This is a genomic window from Rhodococcus sp. NPDC006774, from assembly GCF_040636045.1.
In the GTDB taxonomy this organism is placed as follows: domain Bacteria; phylum Actinomycetota; class Actinomycetes; order Mycobacteriales; family Mycobacteriaceae; genus Rhodococcoides.
Window position 1 is genome coordinate 37924 of the sequence record NZ_JBEYIW010000025.1, and the last position, 26165, is coordinate 64088.

Annotated in this window: 28 protein-coding genes; 10 read left to right on the plus strand and 18 right to left on the minus strand. The window is 63.8% G+C overall.

Annotation, left to right across the window (positions count from 1 at the left end; genetic code table 11):
• Nucleotides 1–23: 23 nt before the first annotated feature.
• The 13 genes from ABZ677_RS24655 to ABZ677_RS24715 form a co-directional block, all read right to left on the minus strand.
• Nucleotides 24–1004 carry an ABC transporter ATP-binding protein gene (locus ABZ677_RS24655; RefSeq protein ID WP_358374201.1) on the minus strand — a complete coding sequence of 327 codons (981 nt, stop codon included), beginning with the start codon at nucleotides 1002–1004 and terminating at the stop codon, nucleotides 24–26.
• Nucleotides 1005–1031: 27 nt separating this feature from the next.
• On the minus strand, nucleotides 1032–1550 hold the full coding sequence (locus ABZ677_RS24660) for a hypothetical protein (RefSeq protein ID WP_037187150.1): 519 nt from the start codon (nucleotides 1548–1550) through the stop codon (nucleotides 1032–1034).
• Complete coding sequence (locus ABZ677_RS24665; protein WP_358374204.1) at nucleotides 1547–2176, minus strand: hypothetical protein; 630 nt, start codon at nucleotides 2174–2176, stop codon at nucleotides 1547–1549. The genes ABZ677_RS24660 and ABZ677_RS24665 overlap by 4 nt, the downstream gene beginning before the upstream one ends.
• A complete protein-coding gene (locus tag ABZ677_RS24670; protein ID WP_358374207.1) occupies nucleotides 2155–3618 on the minus strand; it encodes an MCE family protein in 1464 nt (487 codons plus the stop codon). Before ABZ677_RS24670 ends, ABZ677_RS24665 begins: the two co-directional genes overlap by 22 nt.
• Nucleotides 3615–4772 (minus strand): MCE family protein, encoded by a 1158-nt coding sequence (locus tag ABZ677_RS24675; RefSeq protein WP_358374210.1) that lies wholly within the window; start codon nucleotides 4770–4772, stop codon nucleotides 3615–3617. The genes ABZ677_RS24670 and ABZ677_RS24675 overlap by 4 nt, the downstream gene beginning before the upstream one ends.
• On the minus strand, nucleotides 4769–5869 hold the full coding sequence (locus ABZ677_RS24680; protein ID WP_358374213.1) for an MCE family protein: 1101 nt from the start codon (nucleotides 5867–5869) through the stop codon (nucleotides 4769–4771). Before ABZ677_RS24680 ends, ABZ677_RS24675 begins: the two co-directional genes overlap by 4 nt.
• Nucleotides 5866–6870: an MCE family protein gene (locus ABZ677_RS24685; RefSeq protein WP_358374215.1), complete on the minus strand. Its 1005-nt coding sequence runs from the start codon at nucleotides 6868–6870 to the stop codon at nucleotides 5866–5868. Before ABZ677_RS24685 ends, ABZ677_RS24680 begins: the two co-directional genes overlap by 4 nt.
• The gene (locus ABZ677_RS24690) at nucleotides 6871–7875 is read right to left on the minus strand and encodes an MCE family protein (protein ID WP_037187141.1); all 1005 of its coding nucleotides are present in this window, start codon (nucleotides 7873–7875) and stop codon (nucleotides 6871–6873) included.
• Nucleotides 7872–9035 carry an MCE family protein gene (locus ABZ677_RS24695; RefSeq protein ID WP_358374218.1) on the minus strand — a complete coding sequence of 388 codons (1164 nt, stop codon included), beginning with the start codon at nucleotides 9033–9035 and terminating at the stop codon, nucleotides 7872–7874. The genes ABZ677_RS24690 and ABZ677_RS24695 overlap by 4 nt, the downstream gene beginning before the upstream one ends.
• Nucleotides 9035–9814: an ABC transporter permease gene (locus ABZ677_RS24700; protein ID WP_037188699.1), complete on the minus strand. Its 780-nt coding sequence runs from the start codon at nucleotides 9812–9814 to the stop codon at nucleotides 9035–9037. The genes ABZ677_RS24695 and ABZ677_RS24700 overlap by 1 nt, the downstream gene beginning before the upstream one ends.
• A 128-nt stretch (nucleotides 9815–9942) precedes the next feature.
• Nucleotides 9943–10620 (minus strand): ABC transporter permease, encoded by a 678-nt coding sequence (locus ABZ677_RS24705; protein ID WP_230596178.1) that lies wholly within the window; start codon nucleotides 10618–10620, stop codon nucleotides 9943–9945.
• A 461-nt stretch (nucleotides 10621–11081) separates the two neighbouring features.
• The gene (locus ABZ677_RS24710; RefSeq protein WP_358374221.1) at nucleotides 11082–11573 is read right to left on the minus strand and encodes a hypothetical protein; all 492 of its coding nucleotides are present in this window, start codon (nucleotides 11571–11573) and stop codon (nucleotides 11082–11084) included.
• A gap of 41 nt (nucleotides 11574–11614) precedes the next feature.
• On the minus strand, nucleotides 11615–12427 hold the full coding sequence (locus tag ABZ677_RS24715; RefSeq protein ID WP_358374224.1) for an enoyl-CoA hydratase-related protein: 813 nt from the start codon (nucleotides 12425–12427) through the stop codon (nucleotides 11615–11617).
• Nucleotides 12428–12697: 270 nt separating this feature from the next.
• Between ABZ677_RS24715 and msrA the strand changes: the two genes are divergently transcribed.
• The 5 genes from msrA (at nucleotide 12698) to ABZ677_RS24740 (ending at nucleotide 17559) form a co-directional block, all read left to right on the plus strand.
• Nucleotides 12698–13210, plus strand: coding sequence for a peptide-methionine (S)-S-oxide reductase MsrA (gene msrA / locus ABZ677_RS24720; RefSeq protein WP_037187136.1), 513 nt, complete (start codon nucleotides 12698–12700; stop codon nucleotides 13208–13210).
• A 189-nt stretch (nucleotides 13211–13399) separates the two neighbouring features.
• A complete protein-coding gene (locus ABZ677_RS24725) occupies nucleotides 13400–14671 on the plus strand; it encodes a DUF3533 domain-containing protein (RefSeq protein ID WP_037187133.1) in 1272 nt (423 codons plus the stop codon).
• 19 nt (nucleotides 14672–14690) lie between these two features.
• On the plus strand, nucleotides 14691–15434 hold the full coding sequence (locus ABZ677_RS24730; protein ID WP_037187130.1) for a CPBP family intramembrane glutamic endopeptidase: 744 nt from the start codon (nucleotides 14691–14693) through the stop codon (nucleotides 15432–15434).
• Between the two features lie 5 nt (nucleotides 15435–15439).
• Nucleotides 15440–16015, plus strand: coding sequence for a DinB family protein (locus ABZ677_RS24735; RefSeq protein WP_358374227.1), 576 nt, complete (start codon nucleotides 15440–15442; stop codon nucleotides 16013–16015).
• 140 nt (nucleotides 16016–16155) lie between these two features.
• Nucleotides 16156–17559, plus strand: a complete 1404-nt coding sequence (locus tag ABZ677_RS24740) for a DUF222 domain-containing protein (protein WP_358374230.1) — start codon at nucleotides 16156–16158, stop codon at nucleotides 17557–17559.
• Between the two features lie 72 nt (nucleotides 17560–17631).
• On the opposite strand, the gene ABZ677_RS24745 is transcribed toward ABZ677_RS24740, so the two are convergent.
• Nucleotides 17632–18282 (minus strand): hypothetical protein, encoded by a 651-nt coding sequence (locus ABZ677_RS24745; RefSeq protein WP_358374232.1) that lies wholly within the window; start codon nucleotides 18280–18282, stop codon nucleotides 17632–17634.
• Nucleotides 18283–18409: 127 nt separating this feature from the next.
• On the opposite strand from ABZ677_RS24745, the gene ABZ677_RS24750 reads away from it, so the two are divergent.
• Nucleotides 18410–19093 (plus strand): response regulator transcription factor, encoded by a 684-nt coding sequence (locus ABZ677_RS24750; RefSeq protein ID WP_358374235.1) that lies wholly within the window; start codon nucleotides 18410–18412, stop codon nucleotides 19091–19093.
• On the plus strand, nucleotides 19090–20541 hold the full coding sequence (locus tag ABZ677_RS24755) for a HAMP domain-containing sensor histidine kinase (RefSeq protein ID WP_358374236.1): 1452 nt from the start codon (nucleotides 19090–19092) through the stop codon (nucleotides 20539–20541). Before ABZ677_RS24750 ends, ABZ677_RS24755 begins: the two co-directional genes overlap by 4 nt.
• Here the strand turns inward: ABZ677_RS24755 and ABZ677_RS24760 are convergent, their stop codons facing one another.
• On the minus strand, nucleotides 20542–21027 hold the full coding sequence (locus ABZ677_RS24760; protein WP_358374239.1) for a GNAT family protein: 486 nt from the start codon (nucleotides 21025–21027) through the stop codon (nucleotides 20542–20544).
• A 9-nt stretch (nucleotides 21028–21036) separates the two neighbouring features.
• Complete coding sequence (locus ABZ677_RS24765) at nucleotides 21037–21777, minus strand: lysophospholipid acyltransferase family protein (RefSeq protein ID WP_037186544.1); 741 nt, start codon at nucleotides 21775–21777, stop codon at nucleotides 21037–21039.
• Between the two features lie 86 nt (nucleotides 21778–21863).
• Here ABZ677_RS24765 and ABZ677_RS24770 point away from each other — a divergent pair, with 86 nt between their 5' ends.
• On the plus strand, nucleotides 21864–22727 hold the full coding sequence (locus ABZ677_RS24770) for a hypothetical protein (protein ID WP_358374242.1): 864 nt from the start codon (nucleotides 21864–21866) through the stop codon (nucleotides 22725–22727).
• Between the two features lie 158 nt (nucleotides 22728–22885).
• Here ABZ677_RS24770 and serS read toward each other — a convergent pair whose 3' ends face one another.
• Together serS and ABZ677_RS24780 are read right to left on the minus strand one after the other, a co-directional pair.
• A complete protein-coding gene (gene serS / locus ABZ677_RS24775; RefSeq protein ID WP_358374245.1) occupies nucleotides 22886–24139 on the minus strand; it encodes a serine--tRNA ligase in 1254 nt (417 codons plus the stop codon).
• A gap of 11 nt (nucleotides 24140–24150) precedes the next feature.
• Nucleotides 24151–24543 (minus strand): ankyrin repeat domain-containing protein, encoded by a 393-nt coding sequence (locus tag ABZ677_RS24780; RefSeq protein ID WP_358374247.1) that lies wholly within the window; start codon nucleotides 24541–24543, stop codon nucleotides 24151–24153.
• 34 nt (nucleotides 24544–24577) lie between these two features.
• Here ABZ677_RS24780 and ABZ677_RS24785 point away from each other — a divergent pair, with 34 nt between their 5' ends.
• Nucleotides 24578–25663, plus strand: coding sequence for a septum formation family protein (locus ABZ677_RS24785; RefSeq protein WP_094633455.1), 1086 nt, complete (start codon nucleotides 24578–24580; stop codon nucleotides 25661–25663).
• 13 nt (nucleotides 25664–25676) lie between these two features.
• Nucleotides 25677–26009: a metallopeptidase family protein gene (locus ABZ677_RS24790; RefSeq protein ID WP_037186562.1), complete on the plus strand. Its 333-nt coding sequence runs from the start codon at nucleotides 25677–25679 to the stop codon at nucleotides 26007–26009.
• Nucleotides 26010–26165: the final 156 nt, after the last annotated feature.

Genomic DNA, 26165 nt, shown 5'->3' on the forward strand with positions numbered 1-26165 from the left:
ACAACCCGTACCCAACCGCTGCATCAGACGTATTCGAAGCTCTCCTGGATGGCGACCTGCGCACTGTGCGGCAGCGTGTGCATGATCTGACGCACGCGTTCCTGCCTGCGACCGACGGCCTGGCGCACCGGAGTACCCGGAGTGGCCTTCATCTGCGGGACGATGCCTTCGACGTCGTCGACGCCACCGGCGTGGTGCCCGGCGTCGACCATGGCCTGCTCCTGCGCCATCTGCGCCTCGTCCTTCTCCTCCGACATACCGATCGGACCGATCATCGTTCCGTTGAGGAACTGCTTGACCACCGGCTCGTCACTCGTCAGCAGCACCTCACGCGGGCCGAACATCACCAGCTGGCGACGGAAGAGCATGCCGATGTTGTCGGGCACCGTCCGAGCGAGGTTGATGTTGTGCGAGACGATCAGGATCGTGGCATCGATCTCGGCGTTGATGTCGATCAGGGTCTGCGAAATGTAGGTGGTACGAACAGGATCGAGGCCGGAGTCCGGCTCGTCGACGAGGATGATCTCGGGATCGAGAACCAGAGCACGGGCCAGGCCTGCGCGCTTGCGCATACCGCCGGAGATCTCGCCGGGCAGCTTGTCCTCGGCACCGAGCAGACCCGTCAGTTCCAACTTCTCCATGACGATCTTGCGGATGTCGGACTCGGACTTCTTCGTGTGCTCGCGCAGCGGGAACGCGACATTGTCGTAGAGGTTCATCGAGCCGAACAGTGCGCCGTCCTGGAACAGCACCCCGAACAGCTTGCGGATCTCGTAGAGCTCACGCGAGGAGCACTGCAGGATGTCGGTTCCGTCGATGAAGATCTTGCCCTGCTCGGGCCGCAGCAAACCGATCAGCGACTTCAGGAAGACCGACTTACCGGTACCGGACGGACCGAGGAGAGCACTGACTTCACCCTTCGGCAGGGTCAACGACACATCTCTCCAGATCCGCTGCGAACCAAATGATTTGGTCAATCCTTCGACCGAGACCTCAACGCCCATCTGCTCCACCTTTCTGTGCGCCGGTACTCATACCGGTGTCAACTCTGTGATCAGCCATGTGCCGTTCGCCTGTTCGACGCGAACCCGTACCCGACTTCCGTCGAGTTTCGTGTCGGGTGCATCGGTACTCGTCGTGCTCTGATTGATGAAGAGCAACAATTCCGCGCTGTCGATATCGGACTCGACAACTGCGGATTCGAGGACCGTCGCACTTGTGACAACCTGACGTTCACGGGCCGAGGGGACGATCACTGCCGACCCGACTTCCTGGAACTGACCGGCGAAATCCCCACCGAGGCTTGACTGTAACTCTGAAAAATGCTGCTCGACGGTATCGAAGTCGTACGACAGAAGCTTCGGAACCACCTCGACTGCGAAGGCCCGCCCCTCCGCCGCCGAGTCCGCACGCGCGTCCCCGTGTACATCGCCGCGGACGACGAACACCGCACCGATCGACGCGACGGTGGCGAGCCCACACAGCGCGGCGGTGAACAGTCGTCTCGCCCGCCTCGACGCCGGCCGCACTCGGACCATCACCCCACTCATGCGACGAACTCCACGTTCGAGACGAGCCAGCGACCGTCGATCTTGTCGAGCGTGATCTTCATTCGGTACACGCGAACCTCTCCGTCCGGAGCCTCGTTGTTCTTGACGGTCGACGTCACGGCCGCCAGCACAGTCGACTGCTCGTCGCTCGCGTCGACTATGCCGACCGACCTGACCTCACCGGTCGACTCGACTCCCCCATCTGACAACAGAGAACCGAATCCATCTGCAGCAGAAACGAATTGCTCCCGAAAATCGCCGGTTGTACCGTCGATGACCCGACCCAGATCGGCATCGGAGGTCTGGCTCCCGAGCGTGACCAAGTTGACGGCCATCGTCGACGCGACATCGAGAACATCTCGATTCCGCTTCTCGTCGTCGAGTGTCGAACGCCAGGACAGCGAGGCCACGACACATACGACGATCGACACCAGCGCCACGACCGCGACGAGGATCGTCCCACCGACTCCGATCCACCGCGTGGACGCTCGCTCCTCGACCGCTGCCGTATCGACGGCAACATCGTTGTCGGCAACGGTATCGTCGGCGATGGCGTCCTCGGCCGTACCGCTCACGTCGTCGTCGGGTGTGCACTTGCTTTCGTCTATGCGAACAGTGCTTGCCATGTCGGGTCCTCCTGATCGTTGTTCACCGAGTCGATGTTGCCCAGCCGATACACCTCACCGTCCGGAGCCCTGAAGCGTCCCGTGAACGGGTCGTAGGGCACCGATGCAACGGCAGGGCCGGTCTGTGTGAACGACGCTGGTGTCGCTTGCGGGTCGGACCCGTCGGGTGCACCGGGCTCCGTCGCCGGGACATCGGCGGCCGGCGGCGATCCCGCGGACGGGATGTAGGGCGCTCCTGGCCTTGCCAACATCTGCGGCCACGTAGACGGAAGTCCTGCCGGGCATTCGGACAGTTCGCCGGTGCGTACCGAAGGATCGGTGGCGCAGGGAGCATTGCGTGCACCGCGGACAACGCGGGCGTCGTCCTGCGGCAGCTTGCAGTAGGAATCGGCCGCGGGTTCGGCGGGCGACAGGTCGCCTGGATCACGACGCGCAGTGTCGTACCCTTCGGTGCACGGCAGGGGGTTCGCCGTGTTACCGAGCTTGATATCGAGCGGCCCCTGGCCGTAAACCAAGTCATCGCCTTGGAAGCCCTGGTGCATATGGTTGATCGACGCAGAGACCGCCGGATACACCACGAGCAATTGGCGTATTCCCGGGATGTTCACGCGCGCGACCTCACCGACGGACTGCAGGTTGGCCAGAAGTACCGGAAGGGGCGATTCGAGGTCCGACAGCGTTCCGTTGACGGTATCGAAGAACGCCGGCCCCTGGTCCAGTACGGCTCGAATCTGCCCGTCGTCCATGGCCAGTTGCTGGGTGAACGAGCTGAGATTCGAGCTGAACGAGGAGATGTCGGCACCGGATTCGTTGATCTGGCCCAGGACCGGCTCGGCGTCGGCGATCAATGTCTCGGTGGGCCCGATGTTCGCCTGGGCCAAGGAGATCAACGGCCGTGAGGAGTCGATCAGCGTGCCCAGCGACGGACCGAGTCCGTCGAATGCAGCGAAGGACTCGTCGACCGTCGTGCGCAGGTCGTCCTTCGGTAGTGAATCGAGCAGGGTGTGCACCTCCTCCACGACCTCCGAGGACGGAGTCGGAACAGACGTGCGGGACATGCCGATCGAATCGCCGTCGGAGAGGTAGGGCCCCTCGCTCGTCGCAGGCACCAGGTCGATGTACTGCTCGCCGATAGCGGAGATGCTCTTGACGATTGCCTCGGTGTCGGACGGGACATCGATTCCGGACTGCAGCTGCAACGTCGCGACGGCCTCGTCGAGGTTCACCTTCAGCTCGGTCACCACTCCGATGTCCACACCGCGGTATGTGACAAGCGAATTGACGTACAACCCACCCGCACTCTCCATCTCCGCTTGGACCGTGTAACGACCGATTCCGGAGTACCGCTGAAGACCCATGTAGGAGAACACCGCATATCCGACAGCCAGCAGGCCTACGACACCGAACACCAACAGCTGGACACGTACCGTGCGTGTTCTCATCGCCTGCCTCCCTGAATTTGGCGAAGGATGTCGTCGACAGTCGGTACGACCGGTCCCGCGACCACCGGAACCATCGGTGACAGCAGCGGATCGGCCGCCTGTCGAGCAGGATTGAGCTTGATCAACTCGTCGACAGGGATACTCCCGAGGACCTTCCCACCGATGGTCTCCGCCGACACATCCAAGGTGAGGAACAGGTTCATGTAATCTCCTCGCAGCGCCTTGTCCGCCGTCATCACCGGGAACGGGATAGTGGTAGCGATCTTCAGTGCCTCGGGCACAGAATCCGCCGAGGCCGACAATTGCGCCAACGTGGGCTCGAGTGCAGCGATGTTCGCACTCAGATCGGCACGAGAATCCTCCAGTACCTGCGTCGCCGCAGTTCCGAAATCTCCGAGCCGAGTCAGCATCGTCGTGAGCTGAACTCGCTGTTTCTCGACGATGTCGAATGCAGGTCCGAGCGAATCGATTCCTGCCTCGAGGGTCGCGGACTGCCCTGCCAGGCTCCCACCCAGCCGATCCAGACCGTCGATGGCCGCGACGATGTCCGCCCGCTGGTCGTCGAGACCGGTGACGAATGTGGTCAGCGTGTTGGTCAAAGACCTGAGCGAAGTCTCCCTACCGCCGATCACACGATTGAGTTCGGTTGTGACCGTCTGGATCTGCTGCAATCCGGATCCGTTGAGCACCAAGGACAACGCTGACAGAACCTCCTCGGTGGAGGGGTACTGACTGGTTCGGGACAGCGGAATGACATCCCCGTCCGACAACCGGCCGTTCGGGGCTTCGTCGACCGGAGCTGTCAACTCCAGATACTGCGAACCCAATACGCTGGTTTGAGCGAGCTTCGCCGTGACGTTGGCTGGGAGCTCGACGTCACTGTTGATGTCGAGTGTCAGTATCGCAGTCCAGTTCTCACTCGCGATGCCGCCTATGTTTCCGACCACGACATTGTCCGCTTTCACCGGAGAGTTTCCGACGAGGTTCTGGATGTCCGCCAATTCGACCGTCACCTCGTACGTGTCTCCGCTGACACCGTTGCCCGGCAACGCGATCGAGTTGACGCCGTCGAAACGGCACCCGCTCACCATCGCGGCCACGACGGTCGCCGAGAACAGACTTGCAGCCACTCGGCTCGAACGACCGCGCTTCATCGCGTGCCCGCCTCGGTGCCAGCGCCGGCGAGTCCACGGCCGATGGAATCGGTGGCTTTCGTGCATTCGTCCGCCGGTGCATTCGCCGTCGTGAGAAGTGCACAGATCAACGAGCGAGGGTCGGGCGCGTCGGCGACTGCCAGCGCACCGGTGAGCGAGTCCGACTTCTCGTCGTAGATGTTGTAGAAGTTGGACATCGCAGTCGGTGCAGTGTGCAGAATCTGCGCGAGCGTGTCCTCCTTGTCGACCAGGAGGGTGGTCAAGGTATTCAGCTTGGAGACATCGTTGTTCAACAACTCACGATTGTCGTTGACGAACGACGTGACCTCCGCGAATGTCGTGGACATGCTCGACAGCGTCGCGTCGAGTTCGGTGCGATTGTCGTTCAGGAAACCGGACAGACCCGCAAGTTCGCTACTGAACCCGACGATCCGATCGTCGTTCGCGGCGAGAGCGGAAGTCACTGATTGCAAATTCTGCACGGTCGCGAACAGATCGGGGCTGCCTGAATCGAGCGTGTGGACGGCCTCGGAGAGCGTGACCAGTGAATCGTGCAACGTCTGGCCGTTTCCTGCCAGGGTGTCCGCGGTCGTGCTGACGAAATCTGTCAGAGCACCGTCGGGATTCTCGGGAGTCCGTCCGACGTCGCGAGCGAGCGTCACGACCTGTTTCTTGATCTCGTCGAACTCGACCGGGGAGGCAGTCCTCTCCAGATCGATGATGTCGCCGTCTTCCAGCGTCGGCCCACCTGAATACACCGGTGCCAGTTGGACGTAACGACCTGTGACAAGCGTCGGCGCAACGATGACGGCGCCCGCATCCACCGGGACCGGATTGTCGTTGTCGTATGACATGTCGACACGTACGCGATCGCCTTCGGGCGTGATCTCGTCGATCGAACCGACCTCGACCCCGAGAATCATCACACGGTCACCCACATACAAGCCGGCCGTGTTGGTGAAGTATGCAGACACGTGGTTGGTACCGACACGCTGTGCAACAGCACCGGTCGTCAGTACGACGACAGCCGCCAGAGCCGCAGCGACAACCAGTAGATACGGGCGCGGCCGGGGAAGGGACAATCCAACCCGCTTCATCGTGGACCTCCGAGGCTGCCGGGGAGTTGACCGGCAAGATTGGCGGGAAGAATGTTGTGGAGCAGAACGCCGAAGAACGGTCCACTTCCGACTACGTCGTTGATCTGTGTCGCATAGCGCTGCAATCCGGTCAAAGAAGCGTCGATGTTCGCGGAGTTGTCGTTCAATGTCTGTACGAGTTGGTCGAGTTGCGCCAGCGTCGGTCCGAGCGTGCCTCGATTCTCCTGCGCCAGAGCAGTCAATTCGTCTGCGATGGCGCGGGATCGAACAAGAATCCGATGGATGTTCGACGATCTCTCGTTGAGCATCGCGAACAGTCCGCGGCCTTGGTCGACCAGTGTCGCGACCTGCTGATTTCGGTCGTTCAGCACACCCGATACGTTTGCGGCGCGGTCGAGCATCTCGCGCAGTTCTGCGTCACGACTGGCAACAGTGTCCGAAAGCCTTCCGAGGCCGGACAATTGAGTCTGCAGGTCGGACGGAAGAGCCTCCTCGACGGCCGAGACCTGCTCGAGTGCGCCCGACAGGTCGACGGTATCGGTCTTCGATACCGTATCGGTCACTTCCTCCAGCGATCGTGTGATGTCGTACCCCGACGAGGTGTTCTCGACGGGGATCGTGCCGCCCCGTTCCAGATCGTCGGGCGACGTCCCCGCCGTGAGCTCGACGAATCGGTGCCCGAGGACCGTCTCGACCTTGATCGCAGCCGTGGTGTCGGCCGTGAGACGCACAGCACCGGGGTCTGCATCGAATCCGACCGACACAGTTCCGTCGTCGAGCTGGATCGAACGGACTTCGCCGACCACGACCCCTGCGACCTGAACCTCGGCACCCTCGCTCAACCCGGACGCATCGGAAAACTCTGCCTGGTAAATGTCCGTTCCACGCAGGAACGGGATCGATTCGTAGGTGAAGCCGACGACGAGAGCGAGTACGAGCACAACTGTGCCGACAATTCCGAGTCGGACCTCGTTCGTCCTCTCAGGACCAGTGGAACTCATCTACTTACACCTTTCTGCGGGCGCAGTGAACATCGGCGAGACATCACCGGGTCCACTCCCGTACTTGACTGCCAGCCCGCAGACGAAGAAGTTCACGAAATTTCCGTAACCCGAGGCCCGGCCGGTCAACCTGTAGGTCTCGGGCAGCTTGGACAGGACGAGGTCGAGCGTGTCCGTCTGCGCGTTGAGCCTGCTCGCGAGAACACCGAGCGATTCGATCTCGGGACGCAGGCGTGGTCGGTTGTCGGTCAACACGTCCGAGAAAGCCGCGGTGAGGTCGTCGATCTTGACCAGCGAGCCCGCGATGGTCTCCGAATCGCCGTTGAGCCCGCCCGCAACATCGGTCAAGCGATCGACCAACAACTTCAGAGTGTCGCCCCGGCCGTCCACCGCCGCGAGGGTCGTGTTGAAATTCGTTATCACACTGCCGATTGCCGCATCGCGATCGGCCAAGGTATTCGTCAGCGAACCCAATTCGCTGACCAGGTTCCCGATGGCGGACTCCTGACCGTTCAGAACCTCCACCAGCGAGCTGGACAGCCTGTTGGTCTGGTCTGGATCGAGCCCTTGCAGCAGCGGCCGGAATCCATTGACGACCTGATCGAGATCCAACGCCGGGGTGGTCCGGTCGAGAGGGATGGGTTCGGTGAGCGGACTCGGATCCGGTCGTCCCCGAGCCAAATCGAGGTAGCGATCACCGATCAAGTTCTTGTACTTGACCGAAGCCTCGGTGCCCGCACCGAGGGCGTGGTCGGTATCGACGTCGAACGACACCAATGCTGTTCCGTCGGAGAGCAATTCAACATCGGAGACCTTGCCGCTGGGCACGCCTCCGATTCGGACGTCCTCACCGTTGCCCAATCCCGATGCATTGCTGAACACCGCCTGATACGAATGGGTGCTTCCGAATCGGAGGTTCCCGACGACTGCTGCCACTCCCAGTCCGGTCACCGACGTGATCACCACGAATGCGACCAACTTGATTCCGGCACTTCTGCTGCTCATCGACCGCCTCCAGGCATGAACTGCGCGAACGGGTTACCGATCAGATCGGCAAACGTTCTCGCTTCCGAGTAGGCATGACTACCGTCGTCGAAGTCCGTGTGCGGTTGCGGTGCAGTCCAGTCGTAGCACTTGGCCGGACCGTCGGCGGCGACGATCGGTAGATCCTCGGGTGCGGTGTAGGGCGGGTCACCCATCAACAACGTCCCGAGAATGTTCAGACCCGGGTTGGCGCTGCCCCCGACTGTCCGTTCGAGGTACTTGTTGGTTTGCGCAAGGCTGTCGAACAAACACGGGAAGGAAGGTGCGCGCTCGGCCAACAAACCGGTCGTCGGTGCGAGAGTCTTCACCGATTGGAGCAGCGGGTTTCCGGCGGCGTCGAAGAACGCCTCGCCGCGGTTCCCGAACTCGGTGAAGCTCAACAGGAATGCCGACAATTCAGATTCCTTCTCGGTGAGGGTGTTACCGGTGGTGGTCAGGTTGCCCACGGTGTTCAACAGTTCGGGAGACGCTTGCGCGAGTATGTCGGCACTCTGCGCACCGGCTGTGAGATCGCGCTGCAGTACCGGCTGACTTCCGTTGAATCGCCCGAGGTAAGCGTCGAGTTCGACGAGCATGTCGCCCAGATCCCCGCCGCGACCGTCGAGCGAGGTGGCGAGCGCGTTCAGTGAGGCGTTGACCTTCTGCGGTTCCACAGCGCGCAGCACTTCGACCAACGAGGCCAGCAGATCGTTGACCTCGGTGGGCACCGACTGCGACTCGAGCACCGTTCCGGTCGAGATAGACCGCACGGATCTCGACTCGGGCGCGGTCAGCGAAATGAACTTGCGCCCGAACAGAGTGGTGGGATCGATTGTTGCAACCACATTCTCGGGAATCGTCCGTGCGTACTCCGAGCTCAGATCGACTGAGACAACGGCACGTCCGCCTTCGACGGAAACCTCGTCGACCCGCCCCACTACGACATCACGCATCTTCACGTCCGAACCGGGCTCGAGCATGAGCCCCACCCTCGAGGACCACACCGTCACGCGCACAGTCGAATCCAGCGCACCTCGATACAGCGCAATCGACAGCGCGGTTGCACCGATCAGGATCAGCACTCCAGCCAGACCGAGCATCACATCGACGTTGCGCGACTGTTCTCTTCGAGCGGCACTCATCAGCCCGACACCCGCACTGCCCCGGATGTCCCGCCGTACACAGCGATTCCTATCAGGAGATCGATCGCCATGATGGCGATCAAAGACGTTCGGACGGCTCGGCCGACCGCCACACCTACCCCTGCGGGACCGCCGGCGGCGTTGTAACCGTGGTAGCAGTGCACGCACATCACCACGACGGCCATCGTCAGCACTTTCACTGCTGACCACACAACGTCACTCGGTACGAGGAACACATTGAAGTAGTGATCGAAGGTGCCGCCCGCCTCCCCGACCATGTACACGGTGACCAGACGCGTTGCCGCGTACCCGACGAACAACGCAACGCAGTAGAGCGGGATGACAGCTATTATGCCGGCGGCGACTCGGGTGGCAACCAAGTACGGAAGAGACGGAATCGACATGGTCTCGAGCGCATCGATCTCCTCGCTGACGCGCATCGCGCCCAGTTGGGCCGTGAAGCCTGCACCGACGGTCGCAGTCAAGGCGATACCGGCGATCACCGGGAGTGCTTCACGGGTGTTGAAGAAGGCAGAGATGAACCCCGACAGCGCGCCCAGGCCGATGTGCCCGAGCGACGTCGAACCCTGTTGCCCCACTTCGTATCCGACGGCAGTGGTCAACATCGTGACGACAACCAACGTGCCACCGATGACGGCGAGTGCGCCCGAACCCATACTGACCTCGGCGAGCAGGCGGACCGTTTCGGACCTGTAGCGCTGCACCGTTCGGGGAATTGCGGCGATGGTGCGACCGTAGAACGACAGTTGTCGTCCCATGTTCTCGAGTTCACGGATCGGTGCGCCGGCCGCCCTTGCCAGCACGGTACCCGGCCCGTCCGTGCGAGTTCCTGCAGTTGTCGCCACTGTTTTCCTGTTCGTCGTGGGGATGGTGGGTGAGGTCTCGGTCAGTGAAGCGCAATGGTGGTGATGACCGAGTTCGCGAGGAAGAGAAGAAGGAAACTGAAGACGACCGTCTGGTTGACGGCATCTCCGACGCCCTTGGGCCCACCCCGAACACCGAGCCCCAAATGACAGGCCACCAAACCGGCCAGCATTCCGAATACAGCCGCTTTGATCTCGCTGATCATGAAATCGGGTACGCCGGTGAGAATGGAGATCGAAGTGAGATACTGCCCCGGCGATGCGCCCTGCATGTACACCGTTGCGATGTATCCGCCCACCAAGCCCACTGCAGACACCAAGCCGTTGAGAAAGACGGCAATCACGATCGAAGCCAATACCCTTGGCACACAGAGCCGGTGGATCGGGTCTATGCCGAGCACCTTCATCGCGTCTATTTCTTCACGAATGGTCCGCGACCCCAGATCGGCGCAGATTGCGGTCGATCCGGCACCGGCGACCACGAGAACCGTTACCACCGGCCCGATTTCACGAATTATCGCGACGCCTGCACCTGCCCCCGACAGATCGACGGCGCCGATTTCTGCCAACAGAATGTTGATCTGATACACGAACATCATGCAGAAAGGAATCGCCATGAGTAGAGCAGGCATGATCGACACGCTTGCGATGAACCATGCCTGCTCCAAGAATTCGCGCACATGGAACGGCCGCCGAAACATTCCCCTGAGTGTGGCAATGGACGTGGCGTAGAAGCCACCCACGGCCCGAGGGGCAACCGCAAGGTTGGCTTGCCACCGAGGCTGTTTCGCGGTCGTCACCACCTTGGGCTCGACCGGGGCGACAGCAGGCATAGTCATAGAGCTATCCAGGCCTTTCGGACTCGACTCGAAGCGGACGTTCCGGCACACCACTCACAGGATTCGAGGAAGAAAATCCGATCGAATCCGCTCTGGCCAGACGCTTGCAGGACCGCCCGAAGGGGGGGCCGTCCGTGTTGCACGATGCAATAGAACCACCCCCCGAAGAGGGCTACAGCCCCCCTTGGGACTGTCTTAGTACCTCTTTGGGGGCATGGCGTGCGTCACACTTCAGAGTGTTGATTCACATCACTCGAGTCTTTCGGGGGACCACCTGGTTGGCTACGTTCTGCACTGTGCCTGCTGGTCAGGCGGAACCAGAATCATCGCCCATTCTTCGTATCCGCCACACGCGTGTTCGCATCATCACTCGGATCGACGAAGATGTCGTACGAGATCGGTGGCACCCCACCGTATCGGGCAAGGTCGGTCTTGCCTGCGCGAGCCAGGACGTCGACGTCGATCAAGGTCCGACCGCTCAGCTCCCCCTTGGTCTCGAGCAAGATCTCGATTGCAGCCTCCGCCATGACTTCAGGTGAACGTGAGTGCAGAACTCCGTCCTTGCCGCCGAGAAGATTTTCCACGGCAGCGGTAGCAATGATGCTTCGGGGCCACAGGCAGTTGCTCGACAGCTGAGCATCCGCATACTCCGCCGCGAAACCCAGTGCAGCAAGGGTCATTTCGCATTCGGCGAGCATGTATCCCGGATGCTTGCCCAGCCACTCCCGGGTCTTGGCCAACAACACGATATTGCCGCTTCGGCTGCCAACGGCCGGCGCGATGGCGAGGCCGATTCCCCGGCTGCCGCCGGACATCACCAGAGTCCGGCCTCGAAACTCGAATTCGTCATATTCGATCAGTTCCGCTCTGCAACAGCAGAATCGACCGACGCGAAATTCGGACGTCGCCTGTTCAGGAATGCGTCGACGCCCTCGCGTCCTTCGGCACCTCCCGCAGCCCATCCGATCGACGCGGCCTCGGCGTCCAGGTGGTTCGAGAAGGACGCATTCACGCCCTCGTCGACGAGCATCGTCGTTGCACGAATCGCGGCACGGGGGCCACTACTGATCCCCCCGGCCAATTCCCGGACCAGATCCCGCGCCCTGCCGTCGTCGACGATGCGGCTGACTGCGCCGAGGCGATGAGCCTCGTCGGCGTCCATGGATCTCTGGGTCAGAAACAGATCGAGGGCAACCGCCCGGCCTACTGCGCGGGGCAGCGCCCAGGACAGGCCACCGTCCGGGGTGAGTCCGACCGCACCGTATGCGGTTCTAAATTTGGTCGATGTCTCCGCGACGCAGATGTCGCCGAGCATCGCGAGGCTCATCCCGGCTCCCGCGGCCCAGCCCTGCACACCGACGACGATCGGCACATGCAGAGCGCGGATCGCGCGGATCGATCGATGCAGCCGATCCGCCAGTTCGGACACGTACTCACCTGGATCCGCGGCTGCCGAAAAGGCGGAGAGGTCGCCGCCCAAACAGAAGTTCTTGCCCTCGGCCGTCAGCGCGATACAAGTGGTGTTCGGATCGATCGAACCGACAGCGTCCCAGAGCTCGTCCGTGAAATCGAAGTCGATGGTGTTCCCGCCACCTGCGTTCACGAGCTCGATCTCGGTCACCGTTCCCAGCGGACCTCGATCGGGATTGATACGGACGCGATTGGTCATCGTCGAGTTCTACTTTCTACGGTTCGGCCCCGTGCCGAAGATCAGCGGTGGCAGGGCGCGGGACGGACCGAGCGGCCGACGAAGGCCCTGTGTAGTCGAGGAAACCACTGCACACTCCACCGGCCCAGTCCCCTTTCGGGCCGTCTTACTAGCCCCAAAGAGTCATATCGCCCACCACAGGTCGGCGAACGCAGTCGCGACTCGGAATTATGAGGACGCCTCGTTCGTTGAACCCCACGTATCGACCGATAAAGAGCTAGGAGAGCAACGATGTCTGCAGCCACCGAAACCGCCATCCTCGCCGGAGGATGCTTCTGGGGAGCCGAAGAGCTCGTCCGCAAGCTCCCGGGAGTGATCTCGACCCGCGTCGGCTACACCGGCGGCGAGGTCCCCAACGCGACGTACCGCAACCACGGTAATCACGCCGAGGGCCTCGAGGTCGTCTACGACCCCACCCAGACGACGTACCGCGATCTGCTGGAGTTCTTCTTCCAGATCCACGACCCCACCACCAAGAACCGTCAGGGCAACGACATCGGTGCCAGCTACCGCTCGGCGATCTTCTACCTCGACGACGAGCAGAAGCGCGTCGCCGAGGACACGATCGCCGATGTGGATGCGTCGGGTCTGTGGCCGGGCAAGGTCGTCACCGAGGTGACCCCGGCAGGAGATTTCTGGGAGGCAGAGCCCGAGCACCAGGACTACCTGCAGAAGTACCCCGAGGGATACACCTGCCACTGGGTGCGTCCGGAGTGGAAGCTGCCGCGTCGGGCAACCGCCTAGGAGCGGCTGCGCCGCACGTGAGTGGAACTTCGTAGCCTGCTACGAGGTTCCACTCACATTGGTTGGCGTACCACCAGCCGAGGCCAAATCCCTTCCCTCCGGTCGACGTTCCATAGGTCGAACTACCGCGCACAGCGGAGCCGAACTTGCGACACTGATCCGGTGACCTCCGACAGAACCCCTCGGTCGATGGCCGACGTCCTTCGTTCGCCGCGTTTCTGGCTCGCGCCCATTCTGGTGGTATCGGCACTGATGTCGTTTCTCGCCGCGCTGTACCTGGGCGGCGTGCTCGATCCCAGGGGCAATCTCCACGACCTCCCCATCGCGATCGTCAACCAGGACGAGGGCGACACCCTCGCAGGCGAGCAGCGCAACATCGGCAACGACATCGTCGAGGGTCTGCTGCAGAACGTCGATTCGGAGAAGGTCGATTTCCGGGAAGTCGGTCCGGCGCAGGCACAATCGCTGCTGTCGACGGCCGAGGCCTACGGATCCATCGTCATCCCGAGCGATTTCACCAAGAGGATGGGAATCCTCGCTCAGGCGAGCGTGATTCCCGGGGACGTCGAGAAGCCGATCATCACGGTCTACACCAACCCACGTGCCGGCAGTTTCGGGATGTCGCTCGTGACCGGAGTGGCGACACCGGCATTCGAGTCGGTCAATCAGACTGTGGGACAGCAGATCACCGAGCAAGTGCGCCAGCAGCTCGGCGAAACTCAGCTCGCCGGCGCGAGTGCTCTCACCCTTGCACAGCCGATCGATGTGATCGTCGCTCAATACGATCCGCTGCCCGACGGCACCGGCGGAGGCCTGTCTGCGTTCTACTACGCACTCTTGCTCGTCCTGGCCGGCTTCACCGGTGCGACCATCGTCAGCGCACTCGTCGACGGCCTGCTCGGATTCACACCGACAGAGATCGGCCCCAAGTACATCCATCGCGGACCGACCCTGATCAACCGCTTCCAGACGCTGCTCGTGAAGTGGCTCGTGATGATCGTCCTCGCCATGCTGGTGTCTGCCCTCTATCTGCTGATCAGCCATCTGCTCGATATGCCGATCACCCACGCCTGGACCCTGTGGCTGTACGGCGCGTTCGCGATCACCGCGGTGGGCATCACGGCACTGGCGGTGATGTCCGCGTTCGGCACGGCAGGATTGCTGATCAATCTGATCGTGTTCATCATCCTGGCGTTGCCGTCGTCGGGCGGCACCATCCCCCTCGAAGCCAGCCCGCGGATCTTCACCTGGCTCGCGCAGTTCGAGCCGATGCACCAGATCTTCCTCGGCACCCGCTCGATCCTGTACTTCAATGCCTCACTCGACGCGGGGCTGCTGCACTCGGTGGGCATGACGTCTCTCGGACTGCTCATCGGGCTCGTGTTCGGCGTGGTGTTCACCCGCATCTACGACGGCAAAGGCCTCGACCGAAGCCTCGATTCATCGGGCGCTCACAGCTGACGCCAGTACACTCGATCCAATGCTTGCTGTGAATCCAGCCGGGAGCGTGGCACCCCGACGCGCCTTCCACGCTTACCTCGACGTCGCCATCGTCGTTCTCGTACTCGTGGGCACCAACCTCATCGCGCACTTCACCACGGTGTGGGCCAGTATCGCGACGGTCCCGATCGCCGCTGTTCTGCTGGTCGTCCTCGCGAACCGTCGCGGTCTGGGCTGGGCCGAACTGGGACTGTCGCCGAAGCAGTGGAAGACCGGATCGCTGTACGCGCTCGGAGCCGTCGGAGTCGTCCTGACCGTCGTCGCGATCGGCGCGTTGCTGCCACTCACTCGGCCCTTCTTCATGGCCGACAGGTACGCAACCGTCTCCGCCGCCATCGTCGCATCGATGATCGTCATCCCCCTTCAGACCGTCATCCCGGAAGAACTCGCGTTCCGCGGGGTGCTGCACGGCACGCTGGGTCGCATCTACGGAGCGCGGGGTGTGTTCGCTGCAGGGTCTCTGCTGTTCGGTCTGTGGCACATCGCATCCTCGCTGGGACTGACGGCGGGCAACGTGGGCCTGAGCGGATTCCTCGGCGGCGGGCTGTTCGGGCAGATCGTCGGTATCGCGCTGGCCGTGGTGGCGACCGCGGCAGCGGGTGTGGTGTTCACGTGGCTGCGCAGCCGTAGCGGGAGTTTGATCGCGCCCATCGCACTGCACTGGTCGTTGAACGGTCTCGGCGCACTCGCCGCAGCTCTCGTCTGGCATGCGTCGGTGAGCTGAACGGCATGAAGGACGAGCTGCACCAGTACCTGCGCATCGCGCGCGAGAACATGCTGTGGAAGCTCGACGGCCTCACCGAGTACCAGAAACGACGGCCGATGACGCCGACCGGGACCAATCTCCTGGGCTTGGTGAAGCACCTTGCGATCGTCGAATACGGCTATTTCGGCGTCACGTTCGGTCGCGAGTTTCCAGCTCGTTTCGCGGAATTGGAAGCAGAGGGCATGTCCCGGCTGAATTCCGACATGTGGGCAACCGCCGAAGAATCGTCGGAATCCATTGTCGCCCTCTATCGGAATGCCTGGGAACACGCCGACGAAACCATCGCGGCCAACGACCTCGACTCCATCGGACGCGTCCTGCACTGGCCAGTCGAGAAGCAGGAAGTCACGTTGCACCGAGTTCTGGTTCAGATGATTGCCGAGACCAACCGCCATGCCGGGCATGCGGACATCGTGCGCGAGCTCATCGACGATTCCGTCGGACTCCGATCGGGCAACGAAAACATGACCGACGGCGACGCAGCATGGTGGGCCGCATATCGAGCCGAGCTGGAAACAGTTGCCAGAGAAGCTGATTGACCGCATCGCCGGACGTCAGGTTCCACAAACGCCTATCACACGGCACCGACAGGTACTGGATCGCGAATAGTTAAGCACAGCAATAGTTTTCGATTGCATTATGGTTGTCAGTCGAATGTTTGTTCGATACACTTGCACCCATGACCACGGAGATCTGGCAACTGAGCGAGAGCGAACTCCTCGCCGAATCTGCCGCGGTCTCCCGCCAGATCCAGCTGCTCGAAGCCCGGCGTATCGCTCTCGTCGCCGAGATCGACACCCGCGTCTCGCGGGAGAAACTCGGTTTCCCAGGGCCTGCCGGATGGCTGACCTCCACCACCCTTCTCTCACCGTCCAAGGCCACCAAGATCGTCGCCCTCGCCCGCGGCATGGCCGCGTTTCCCGACATCGCCGACGCCGTCAACACCGGCGTCATGTCCATCGATCACGCCGCCCTGATCCTCACCTTCGCCGAAACACCCCCGGAGAACCTGCCGCAAAAGGGTCGCGACATGGCCCGCGCCGCCTTGATCAAGGCTGCGACAGGACCCGACGCGCGCACCGGCCGGATCCGTGCAGCGATCACCAGACTCGAAGACAGCTTCGGCACCAAGAAACCACCCGCCGAGAACACCGACCGCAACGAACTCTTCGCCTCCACAACCTTGAACGGGCGGCTGGTACTCAAAGGAGACTTCGATGCGATCACCGGAGAGAAACTCCTCACCGCGCTCTCACCGTTGACCGAACCCCACCCCGCAGTCGACGGCAGCCAGGCATCCAAAGCCGGAGACGATCGCAGCCCTGCCCGGCGCCGAGCCGACGCCTTCGGACACATCCTCGACCAGTACCTCGCCTCCAGTGATCGCCCCATCGAAGGCGGTGAACGCCCGCACGTGAACCTGCACATCCGGTTGCAGGACCTCGCCGATCTTCGCGACAGCGCCGACGACATCACCGACGACGAAACCTCACGCGCAGCAACAGAATCCGACACCGTGGATCCGGTCGATATCAACACCGGCAACCCCGTCGACACTGACTCAGCAACCGAGCTGGGCCACGAAAACGGCGGCGAAGGCGGTGCAGCGGATCGTGGCGCGTATCGCGACCTGTTCGGCGACGGCACTTCGGTCGGGTGGCTCCCGTGGATGGGACCCCTGTCCCGCAACACCTCCCGCCAGTTGGCCTGCGACTGTGTCCTCACCGCCATCGTCATGGACGAGAACGGCAACCCGTTGAACCTCGCCCGCACCGCCCGCACCGTCACCGCCAAACAACGTAAAGCTCTCACCGCCCGCGATCACGGCTGCGCGTTCCCCGGCTGCGGAAAACCCGCCGCCTGGACCGAAGGACACCACATCTGGCACTGGGGCGACGGCGGCCCCACCGACATGAACAACCTCGTCCTCCTCTGCGGCTTCCACCACCGCCTCATCCACCACTCCGACTGGGAAGTGTTCATCGGCACCGACAACCACCCCTGGTTCATCCCGCCCGCCACCGTCGATCCCTACCGACAACCCAGGCAATCCCACGCCCGCGCAGGCCCCCACATCGCCTGAACCGAGCGCACCGTCCATACAACGACTCCAGCCCCGCACCGAGAACACGGTGCGGGGCTGGAAGAGGTCGGTTCAGGAACCAGAGGGAGCGACAGGTGGTGCGGGAGGAGTAGCTCCATCGGCCGGAGCCGGGGGTGCAGGCGCAGTCGCACCGTCTCCCTCAGCACCCGGAGTCGGTGGTGCGGGAGGAGTAGCACCATCGGCCGGAGCGGGCGGCGTCGCACCGTCCGTCGGCGGAGCAGGCGGCGTCGCGCCGTCCTCCGGTGCGCACAGGGCACCAGGCCCACCCTTGCCCGGACCCGGTCCACCTTCTGCCGGTCCACCCTTGCCCGGACCACCCGCGGGCGGAGCAGGCGGAGTTGCGCCGTCACCCGGCGCAGGCGGAGTCGCACCGTCGGCCGGGGCCGGAGCCGTCGATCCGTCACCGGAATCCGGGGCTGCCGGCACCGCTGGGACATCCGAACCGCCACCACCGTCGGTCCGCTGTCCGAGGGCGGACGACGACGCCACCGTGGACACTTCCGGCGACGCTTCGGGCCCGGTGGCCGCGAATACTGCCGATGCAACCAGCGCACCGACTGCGAGTCCCGCTGCCGCCGTCGCCACCATCGGCACCCGTCCCTTCCAGCGTTTCGGCTTGTTCTCCCGAGCCGTGTCGGCACCGACACTCGGGGCGGGCTCGGGGTTCGATGCGGCGGGGATCGGCTGGGTCTGATCGTTCACGTTCACTCCTCGTTCGGACTGTCTCGTTCGTTTCGGTCTGTCACCGACCCTGCCGCCGTTAGCTGAAGTCACCCTGAAGCCGGGCGCATCTTCAGGATCACTTCAGCTGGTGAGTGACAATCGAGGAATGACATACAGTTCCGCTCCCCGGGCGATGGTGGTGGAGGACTCGCTGCCCATCCGAGAAGCGCTGGTGGCCGCGTTCGAGGACGCGGGATTCACCGCCGCGTCCTTGCCCGACGGCGACGACTTCGAGACCACGATGGCCGGCTTCCGCCCCGATGTCGTGATTCTCGACATCATGCTGCCGGGCGCCAGGGACGGGTTCGCGTTGATCGACATCGTCCGCCAGAGCAGCGATGCAGGAATCATCATGGTCACCGCGAAGGACCGGCTGGAAGACCGCCTACGCGGTCTGAGCGACGGCGCAGACGACTACGTGGTCAAACCTTTTCAGCTGGACGAGGTGGTCGCGCGAGCGAGATCGGTGCTGCGTAGACGCGGCAGATCGTCGGACGCAATCCAAGTGGGCGATCTACTCGTGGACGAATCCGCAGGGGTCGTCACCCGCGCCGGCCACGTCCTCGACCTGACGGCGACCGAACTCCGATTGGCAACCTTCCTCGTCGCGCAGCGCGGTCGCACGGTCTCGAAAACGTCCATCCTGGAATCGGTCTGGGGTTACGGCGCGTACGACGGCAATCTGGTGGAAGTGCACATCAGCGCCTTGCGTCGCAAGATGGAAGCGCACGGTCCGCGGTTGATCCACACTGTCCGTGGCCTCGGTTACGCCCTGCGGGCACCGCAGTGAACCGCACGCCCACGCCCTCGTTGCGCACCCGAGTGGTCGCCACCGTCGTCGTCTTGTTCGCGGTGCTGCTACTTGTGGTCGGTGCATCGGTGGATGTGGTTCTGGGCCAACAGCTTCGACGCGATCTCGATGCTCGCCTGAGCGATCGTGCCGACCGAGCGGTCGAACTGGTCGACAGCGGGGTCAGTGCGCAGGACTTGGTGCAGGCTCTGCAGGGCGACGCCATCCGAGTTCGGATCACCACCGCCGACGGAACGGTCTACGGTGTGCCCGGTGGCGAGCCTCCCGCGCAGGGCGATCGGCCCGCGGCCCCCAACCCTCCGTCCGGCCCGTCGAATGCGCCCACTCCCCCGGGACCACCCAATCCACCTGCCCCACGGTCGGATTCGCTGGAGATCACGAAACCCCTGCCCGACGGTTCGACGCTGTCACTGCTCGGTGACACCACCGCGATCGCCGATGTTCGCCAACAATTGCGCATTCTCATGGTGGTCGCCGGTGCCGTCACTCTGCTGCTGGCCGCTGCCGCGCTGATCTACGCGGTGAGGCGCGCATTGTCTCCGTTGGACTCGATGACGACGGTCGCACGCCGAATCACCAACGGCGACAGGGGTCGACGGTTGCTTCCATCCAAACCGAACACCGACCTGGGACGCACAGCATCGGCCGTCGACGAGATGCTCGACGCCCTCGAGGACGCCGAGCGCAACGAAGCTGCCGCAGCGCAGGCGGCGCGTCGAGCAGAGGAGGACATGCGCCGGTTCCTGGCCGACGCGGCACACGAACTGCGGACGCCGGTAGCCGGGATCTCGGCGCTGGCTCAGTCGTTGCAGCGCGACGCCGAGCACCGCCCCGATCGGGTCGGTAGGTGGAGCGAGCTGTTGGTCGGCGAATCCGCCAGGGCGTCGCGACTGGTGGGCGACATGCTCGATTCCGTTCGGGCAGAGAACACTTCGGAGCTGGAGCTCACCGACGCAGACCTCACCGACGTGGTTCGACGCACCGTCGAGCGCTCGGCACTGCTGTCCCCGCAGGTCCGGTTCGAGGTGGACGGATCGCAACCGGTGCCGGTCAGGGTGGACGTGGGTCGCGTCGAGCAGATTCTCTCGAACGTCCTCGACAACGCCGCTCGCTTCACGCCGCCCGGCGGCAGCGTCCGGGTGACGACGGGCACCGATTCGCAGGCGTTCGTCACCGTCGACGACGACGGCCCCGGGGTCGACGAGGCGGACCGTGAGCGCATCTTCGAGCGGCTCGTTCGACTGAATTCCGCGCGCGACCGTTCTTCCGGCGGCGTCGGGCTGGGATTGTCGATCGCACGCACGCTGGCGCGCGCTCACGGCGGCGAACTCGTCTGTGCCGCAGGGCCTACAGGCGCACGATTCCGACTGACACTTCCTAGCCTCACGGGTCGTTCCGCGGGCTCCACTCCGGCGAACCACCGATAGTTATTCGACGATCAGGTCCATCAGCAGACTGTCGTGCCAGCCCTCCGGGCCCTTCTCGTACTTGCGCATGATTCCGACGGGCTCGAAACCGACTGCGCTGTAACAGGCTATGGCGACCGCGTTGTCGGCAGCGGGGTCGATCACCAATCGATGATGCCCCAGTTCGACTGTCAGGTATCGCACCAGCGTGCCGACCGCGTCTTTTCCGACACCGCGGCCGTGCACTGCCGGGTCCAGGAAGATGTCGATCGACGCATGCCGGTACATCGGATCGGTCTCTTCGCCGTACTGGATCAATCCCACTGTTGCGCCGTTCAATTCGACGACCAGCCGATTCTCGTCGGTGCTGTCGAACGGCCAGTTCTCGTCGGCATCCTCGTCGCCCCACCGCGCATACACCTCGGGGGTGCGCAGTATTCGGCGTAACTCCGGCACATCCTCGGCGGTGACGGGTCGTAACACGACCCGTTCACCGCGGAGGTTCATCGCGGAGCTCTACTCGGCCCGCTTGGCGGCACGGGCCGCGAGGTCCTGGGCGTCGAGCGTGTCCGCTTCTTCGAGGGTCGGTGCGCTACCGCCCAATCGTGCCGGAACCCAGTACGCCCCCGGCTCGTGGTGGTAGTTCTCCTGCAGCTCCAGCAGCATCTTCTGCATCACTGTGCGCAGCTTCTCGGTCAGCTCGTTCGGCGGACCGACCGGCGGCAGCGGCTCGCCGACGGCGATCGAGATGGGAGTGTTGGTGCGGCCCAATCGCTTCGGGTGTCCCTTGGTCCACACGCGCTGCGCACCCCAGATGACCGTCGGGATGATCGGCACGCCTGCCTCGATGGCCATGCGCGCTGCGCCGGACTTGAATTCCTTGATCTCGAAGCTGCGGCTGATGGTCGCCTCCGGATACACGCCCACGAGCTCACCGTTGCGCAGGCTCTCCACGGCCGACTTGTACGACTGAGCGCCTGCCCCGCGATCGACGGGGATGTGCCGTAGCGCGCGCATGATCGGGCCGGAGATCTTGTTGTCGAAGACTTCCTTCTTCGCCATGAACCGGATGTAGCGCTTCACCCGTCGCGGCGGGAGCCCCGCGTAGGTGAAGTCCATGTATCCGGTGTGGTTGACGGCGATGACGGCTCCGCCGGTGGCAGGGATGTGTTCCTCGCCCTCGACGTCGAATTTCAGGCCCTCGAACGCGAACACTGCACGAGCGATGCCGATGACTGATCGGTAGACGGGTTCCACAGTCCGTTAGCGTAGTCGGTGGACGATGCCGGAGAAAAGGTCCGGAAGATGACAGGTCCGGTCGAAAGCAACGGGGGAGCAACGAAGTGAAGAACAGTGCGGCGCCACCGCGGCGGACCTGGGTCGTCCGAACCGCGCTGCCGCTGATCGCGACGCTCGCCCTGGTCGGAGCCTGCGATTCCGCGGTCGGACTGCCGTCCGAGCAGTCCGGGGCGACGAGCAACACCACCGAGGCCACGACGTCGACTCCGACCACGGCCGCACCGACCACCACCACGCCTCCACCGATCCCGCCCGGCCCACCCGTCGGCGAGGTTCCGGGAAATCCCGACGCCGCGATGGCGCTGCGGCCGTTCGTGGGCGACCTCATCGGAGGCGGAATCGGCGTCGTCACGGCGCGGTGCTGGACGGTTCCGCCCACCGAGATCCCGACGATGTACGTCGACGCCGAGGCCATCCTCACTGCCGTTGCCGCCCCCGGCGTCGACGGCCAGTACGCCGTCACGTGGACCGGGCCCACCGCGACGGTCAGCATCAAGCGCAGTGAGATCGCGTCCGGCTACGCGTGCCCCACCGTCTATCCCACCGGCACCGCCCCCGTGTTCGACGCGGCAGACGCCGTCTACAGCGTCGATCGCTACCTGGGACGTCTCGCCGGGATTCCCGTGAACCCCAGCGATGTGGAAGAGACCTATCCACTCGTGTGCGACGGCCGTCAGACCTGGGATGCCCTCGGCACCGGCATTCCCACTGCCCCGCCGCTGGTGCAGAATCCGAACATCCTGACCGGCATCACCTCGTTCGATCCCGACAGCGTGTTCGTCACCGGGCAGAACGGCATCTACACCCAGGTCAATGCAGACATCATCGACGCGTCCGGGGCGTACCAGAACCGCACGTTCGTGCTGGCCGTCGGCGGCGAGGGTTACTGCATCGGCGACATAGCCTGAGCCTGCGGAACGACCCGGGGTCAGCGCAGGAGTGGAGCCTGCGGAACGACCCGATCAACGCAGGAGTGGAGCCTGCGGAACGACCCGGGGTCAGCGCAGGAGTGGAGCCTGCGGAACGACCCGATCAACGCAGGAGTGGAGCCTGCGGAACGACCGGGTCAGCGCAGTACGTCGGTCCCGACGAAAGGCACAAGGGCTTCCGGGACGCGGACGGTGCCGTCGGCCTGCTGGTGGTTCTCGAGGATCGCGACGATCCAGCGGGTGGTGGCGAGGGTGCCGTTGAGCGTCGCCGCGGTCTGGGGTTTGCCGTTCTCGTCGCGGTAACGCACGCCGAGGCGTCGGGCCTGGAACGTCGTGCAGTTCGAGGTCGAGGTCAGCTCCCGGTAGGCCTGCTGGGTGGGAACCCATGCCTCGCAGTCGAATTTGCGAGCGGCCGAGGAGCCGAGGTCGCCGCCTGCGGTGTCGATGACGCGGTAGGGCAATTCGACCGCGGCGAGCATCTCCTTTTCGTACTCGAGCAGCTTCAGGTGTTCGGCCGCTGCATCCTCGGGCTTGATGTAGGAGAACATCTCGATCTTGTCGAATTGATGGACTCGGATGATGCCGCGGGTGTCCTTGCCGTAGCTGCCCGCTTCGCGGCGGAAGCACGACGACCATCCGGCGTACCGCTTCGGGCCGTCGGCGAGGTCGATGATCTCTCCCGAGTGATAGCCCGCGAGAGCAACTTCGGAGGTCCCGACGAGGTAGAGGTCGTCGGCTTCGAGGCGATAGATCTCGTCTGCGTGTGCGCCGAGGAACCCGGTTCCCGACATGATCTCCGGCCGCACCAGCACCGGCGGGATCATCATCGTGAAGCCGTTCTTGACGGCCTTCTGCGCGGCCAGCTGCAGCAGACCCTGCTGGAGCAGCGCGCCGTAACCGGTCATGAAGTAGAAGCGCGAGCCCGAGACCTTGGCACCGCGTTCCATGTCGATCAGGTTCAGCGACTCGCCGAGTTCGAGGTGGTCCTTGGGCTCGAAATCGAACTCCGGGATCTGCCCGACGGTCTCGAGAAGGACGAAGTCGTCCTCGCCGCCTGCGGGCGTGCCGTCCTGGACGATGTTGGAAATCGCGCGATGGGCCGCGTCGAGGGCTGCGTCGGCCTCGGCCTCGGCGGCCTGGGCGGCCTTGACCTTCGCGGCGAGTTCCGATGCGCCGGCAAGTAGCGCGGGGCGGTCGTCGGCGGAGGCCTTACCGACCTGCTTTCCCAGCGCCTTCTGCTCGGCACGCAGCTGATCGCCGGCCAGAACCGCGGCCCGGCGGGATGCGTCGGCATCCAGAAGTGCGTCGACGAGAGCGGGGTCCTCGCCTCGGGTGCGCTGCGAGGCGCGCACTGCGTCGGGATTCTCGCGAAGGAATTTCAGGTCGATCACGAGAACGAACCTTACTTGCCGAGCAACCCCAGGTAGTCCTCGCGTCCGAACATCGTGGCGGCGTCGATCGCCGACGGGTGGCCGCCGTGTGGATCGGCTCCACCGTCGACGAGCGCGCGCACCACCTCGTCCTCACCTTTGAAGACTGCGCCCGCGAGCGGGGTCTGCCCTTTGTCGTTGGGCTTGTTCACATCGGCACCGCGCTCGACCAGCACACGCACCGCGTCGGCATGCCCGTGATAGGCAGCGAGCATGACCAGCGTGTCGCCTGATTCGTTGTGCAGATTCACCGGAACACCCGCGTCGACGTAACTCGCCAGAGCGGCCGCGTCACCGGTGCGGGCCATCGCGAACAGTCGGCCTGCGAGTTCGCTGAGGTCGTCGTCACCCGTTGGGTCGCTCATGAGGACCGAAGATACTCGGGCATGATGGTGGGCGATGTCCGGATACGAAACAGACTCCCCGACGAGCGAGAAGTCTCGACGAACACTGTCTGCAACCACAGCTCGACGTGGGCTCGCCATGGTTGCGGTCGGTGCGGTGCTGGCCGCGGGAGCGACGGTTTTCCTGTCCGACGGGTTCTCGGCACCCGAGAAGATCACGACCCATGCAACGGCCAGTGGGCCTGCGACCGATGGGCCCGTCTCGGCGTCCTCCTTCGGCGCTGCCGCTCCGGGAACATGCCTTCAGTGGACACCCACCGACGATCCGGAGACGGACCGACAGGATCTCGCCGAAGTGTCGTGCGCCGATCCCCATCGCTTCGAGGTGGCTCGCGACATCGACATGAGCGTCTATCCCGGCGTCGAGTTCGGCCCGGGCTCGCAGTATCCCGGCTCCATCCGGTTCAGTGAACTGCGCGACGAACACTGCGAGGCCGCCGTCGACGACTACGTCGGTGCCAAGTTCGATCCCAACGGACGCTTCGGCGTCGGGCTGATGTTCCCCAGTCAGGCCGGCTGGGCCAAGGGCGAGCGGACCCTGCGGTGTGGAGTGCAGATGCCGTCGAACACCGGCGCACTCGAGGAGATGACCGGCTCGATCCTCGACCAGGACCAGTCCAAGGTGTGGCCGACCGGCACATGCATCGGCATCAACCAGAACGTGCCTGCCGATCCGGTGGATTGCTCGGCTCCGCACGCATTCGAGGTGGCGTCGGTGATCAACTTGACGCAGCAGTTCCCCGGCGGCCACCCTGCCGAGGGCGATCAGGACGCGTATCTGGAAGGCACCTGCACCGACGCCGTCAACGGCTATCTCGGCTCGGACACCGCACTGCGAGACAAGACGCTCACCCTCTTCTGGGACACCATCGACGTCGCGAGCTGGCTCGCCGGTAGTCGCCAGGTGACGTGCTCGGTGGGTAAGGAACTCGACTCCGGCGGCTTCGCGACCATCGTCGGTACCGCCAAGGGCGACATCCTCATCAACGGTGAAGCTCCCGTCCCGCCGCCCTCCGCACCCGACGGCCGCGCACTGCCGACACCGCTGCCCGGCGCCGCACCGATCACCACCGGAGGGTGACATTCCCACGCACATGACCCGCGTCGACTTCGAAGAAGCGGTGTCCGACGCTCTCGACACCCTGCCGCGTGAGCTCACCGACTTCATGGACAACGTGGTCGTTCTCGTCGACGAGGAACACCCGACCGAAGACATCCTCGGGCTGTACGAGGGCATCGCGCTGACCGAACGCTACGAATACAGCGGGCACTTACCTGACGTCATCACCATCTACCGCAAACCGATCCTCGAGATGGTCGACGACGAAAACGAGGCGCGACGGGAAATTGCAATCACCGTCGCCCACGAAATCGGACATCACTTCGGCATCGACGACGAACGACTGCATCAACTCGGATTCGGCTGACAGCACTCGCTCATCGCCCACCCGCTCACTCCGACCACACACCCCCGGACGCGTGAATGGACCATTGCACTGCACTGGACCCCGTAGGTTGGACCGTTAATTGAAATCCTAGGCCGCGAGGGCCTGGGCTCGGTATCGCACCGGGCTCAGGCCGTC

Coding starts and splice junctions, on each gene's coding strand:
- ABZ677_RS24725 (WP_037187133.1), top strand. CDS start 13,400: ATGGCCGACGTCCTTCGTTCGCCGCGTTTCTGGCTCGCGCCCATTCTG.
- ABZ677_RS24715 (WP_358374224.1), bottom strand. CDS start 12,427: ATGACCAATCGCGTCCGTATCAATCCCGATCGAGGTCCGCTGGGAACG.
- ABZ677_RS24675 (WP_358374210.1), bottom strand. CDS start 4,772: ATGAAGCGCGGTCGTTCGAGCCGAGTGGCTGCAAGTCTGTTCTCGGCG.
- ABZ677_RS24790 (WP_037186562.1), top strand. CDS start 25,677: ATGACCCGCGTCGACTTCGAAGAAGCGGTGTCCGACGCTCTCGACACC.
- ABZ677_RS24785 (WP_094633455.1), top strand. CDS start 24,578: ATGTCCGGATACGAAACAGACTCCCCGACGAGCGAGAAGTCTCGACGA.
- ABZ677_RS24670 (WP_358374207.1), bottom strand. CDS start 3,618: ATGAGAACACGCACGGTACGTGTCCAGCTGTTGGTGTTCGGTGTCGTA.
- msrA (WP_037187136.1), top strand. CDS start 12,698: ATGTCTGCAGCCACCGAAACCGCCATCCTCGCCGGAGGATGCTTCTGG.
- ABZ677_RS24750 (WP_358374235.1), top strand. CDS start 18,410: ATGACATACAGTTCCGCTCCCCGGGCGATGGTGGTGGAGGACTCGCTG.
- ABZ677_RS24655 (WP_358374201.1), bottom strand. CDS start 1,004: ATGGGCGTTGAGGTCTCGGTCGAAGGATTGACCAAATCATTTGGTTCG.
- ABZ677_RS24665 (WP_358374204.1), bottom strand. CDS start 2,176: ATGGCAAGCACTGTTCGCATAGACGAAAGCAAGTGCACACCCGACGAC.
- ABZ677_RS24690 (WP_037187141.1), bottom strand. CDS start 7,875: ATGAGCAGCAGAAGTGCCGGAATCAAGTTGGTCGCATTCGTGGTGATC.
- ABZ677_RS24780 (WP_358374247.1), bottom strand. CDS start 24,543: ATGAGCGACCCAACGGGTGACGACGACCTCAGCGAACTCGCAGGCCGA.
- ABZ677_RS24660 (WP_037187150.1), bottom strand. CDS start 1,550: ATGAGTGGGGTGATGGTCCGAGTGCGGCCGGCGTCGAGGCGGGCGAGA.
- ABZ677_RS24740 (WP_358374230.1), top strand. CDS start 16,156: ATGACCACGGAGATCTGGCAACTGAGCGAGAGCGAACTCCTCGCCGAA.
- ABZ677_RS24680 (WP_358374213.1), bottom strand. CDS start 5,869: ATGAAGCGGGTTGGATTGTCCCTTCCCCGGCCGCGCCCGTATCTACTG.
- ABZ677_RS24685 (WP_358374215.1), bottom strand. CDS start 6,870: ATGAGTTCCACTGGTCCTGAGAGGACGAACGAGGTCCGACTCGGAATT.
- ABZ677_RS24710 (WP_358374221.1), bottom strand. CDS start 11,573: ATGTCCGGCGGCAGCCGGGGAATCGGCCTCGCCATCGCGCCGGCCGTT.
- ABZ677_RS24705 (WP_230596178.1), bottom strand. CDS start 10,620: ATGTTTCGGCGGCCGTTCCATGTGCGCGAATTCTTGGAGCAGGCATGG.
- ABZ677_RS24760 (WP_358374239.1), bottom strand. CDS start 21,027: ATGAACCTCCGCGGTGAACGGGTCGTGTTACGACCCGTCACCGCCGAG.
- ABZ677_RS24700 (WP_037188699.1), bottom strand. CDS start 9,814: ATGGGACGACAACTGTCGTTCTACGGTCGCACCATCGCCGCAATTCCC.
- ABZ677_RS24730 (WP_037187130.1), top strand. CDS start 14,691: ATGCTTGCTGTGAATCCAGCCGGGAGCGTGGCACCCCGACGCGCCTTC.
- ABZ677_RS24735 (WP_358374227.1), top strand. CDS start 15,440: ATGAAGGACGAGCTGCACCAGTACCTGCGCATCGCGCGCGAGAACATG.
- ABZ677_RS24695 (WP_358374218.1), bottom strand. CDS start 9,035: ATGAGTGCCGCTCGAAGAGAACAGTCGCGCAACGTCGATGTGATGCTC.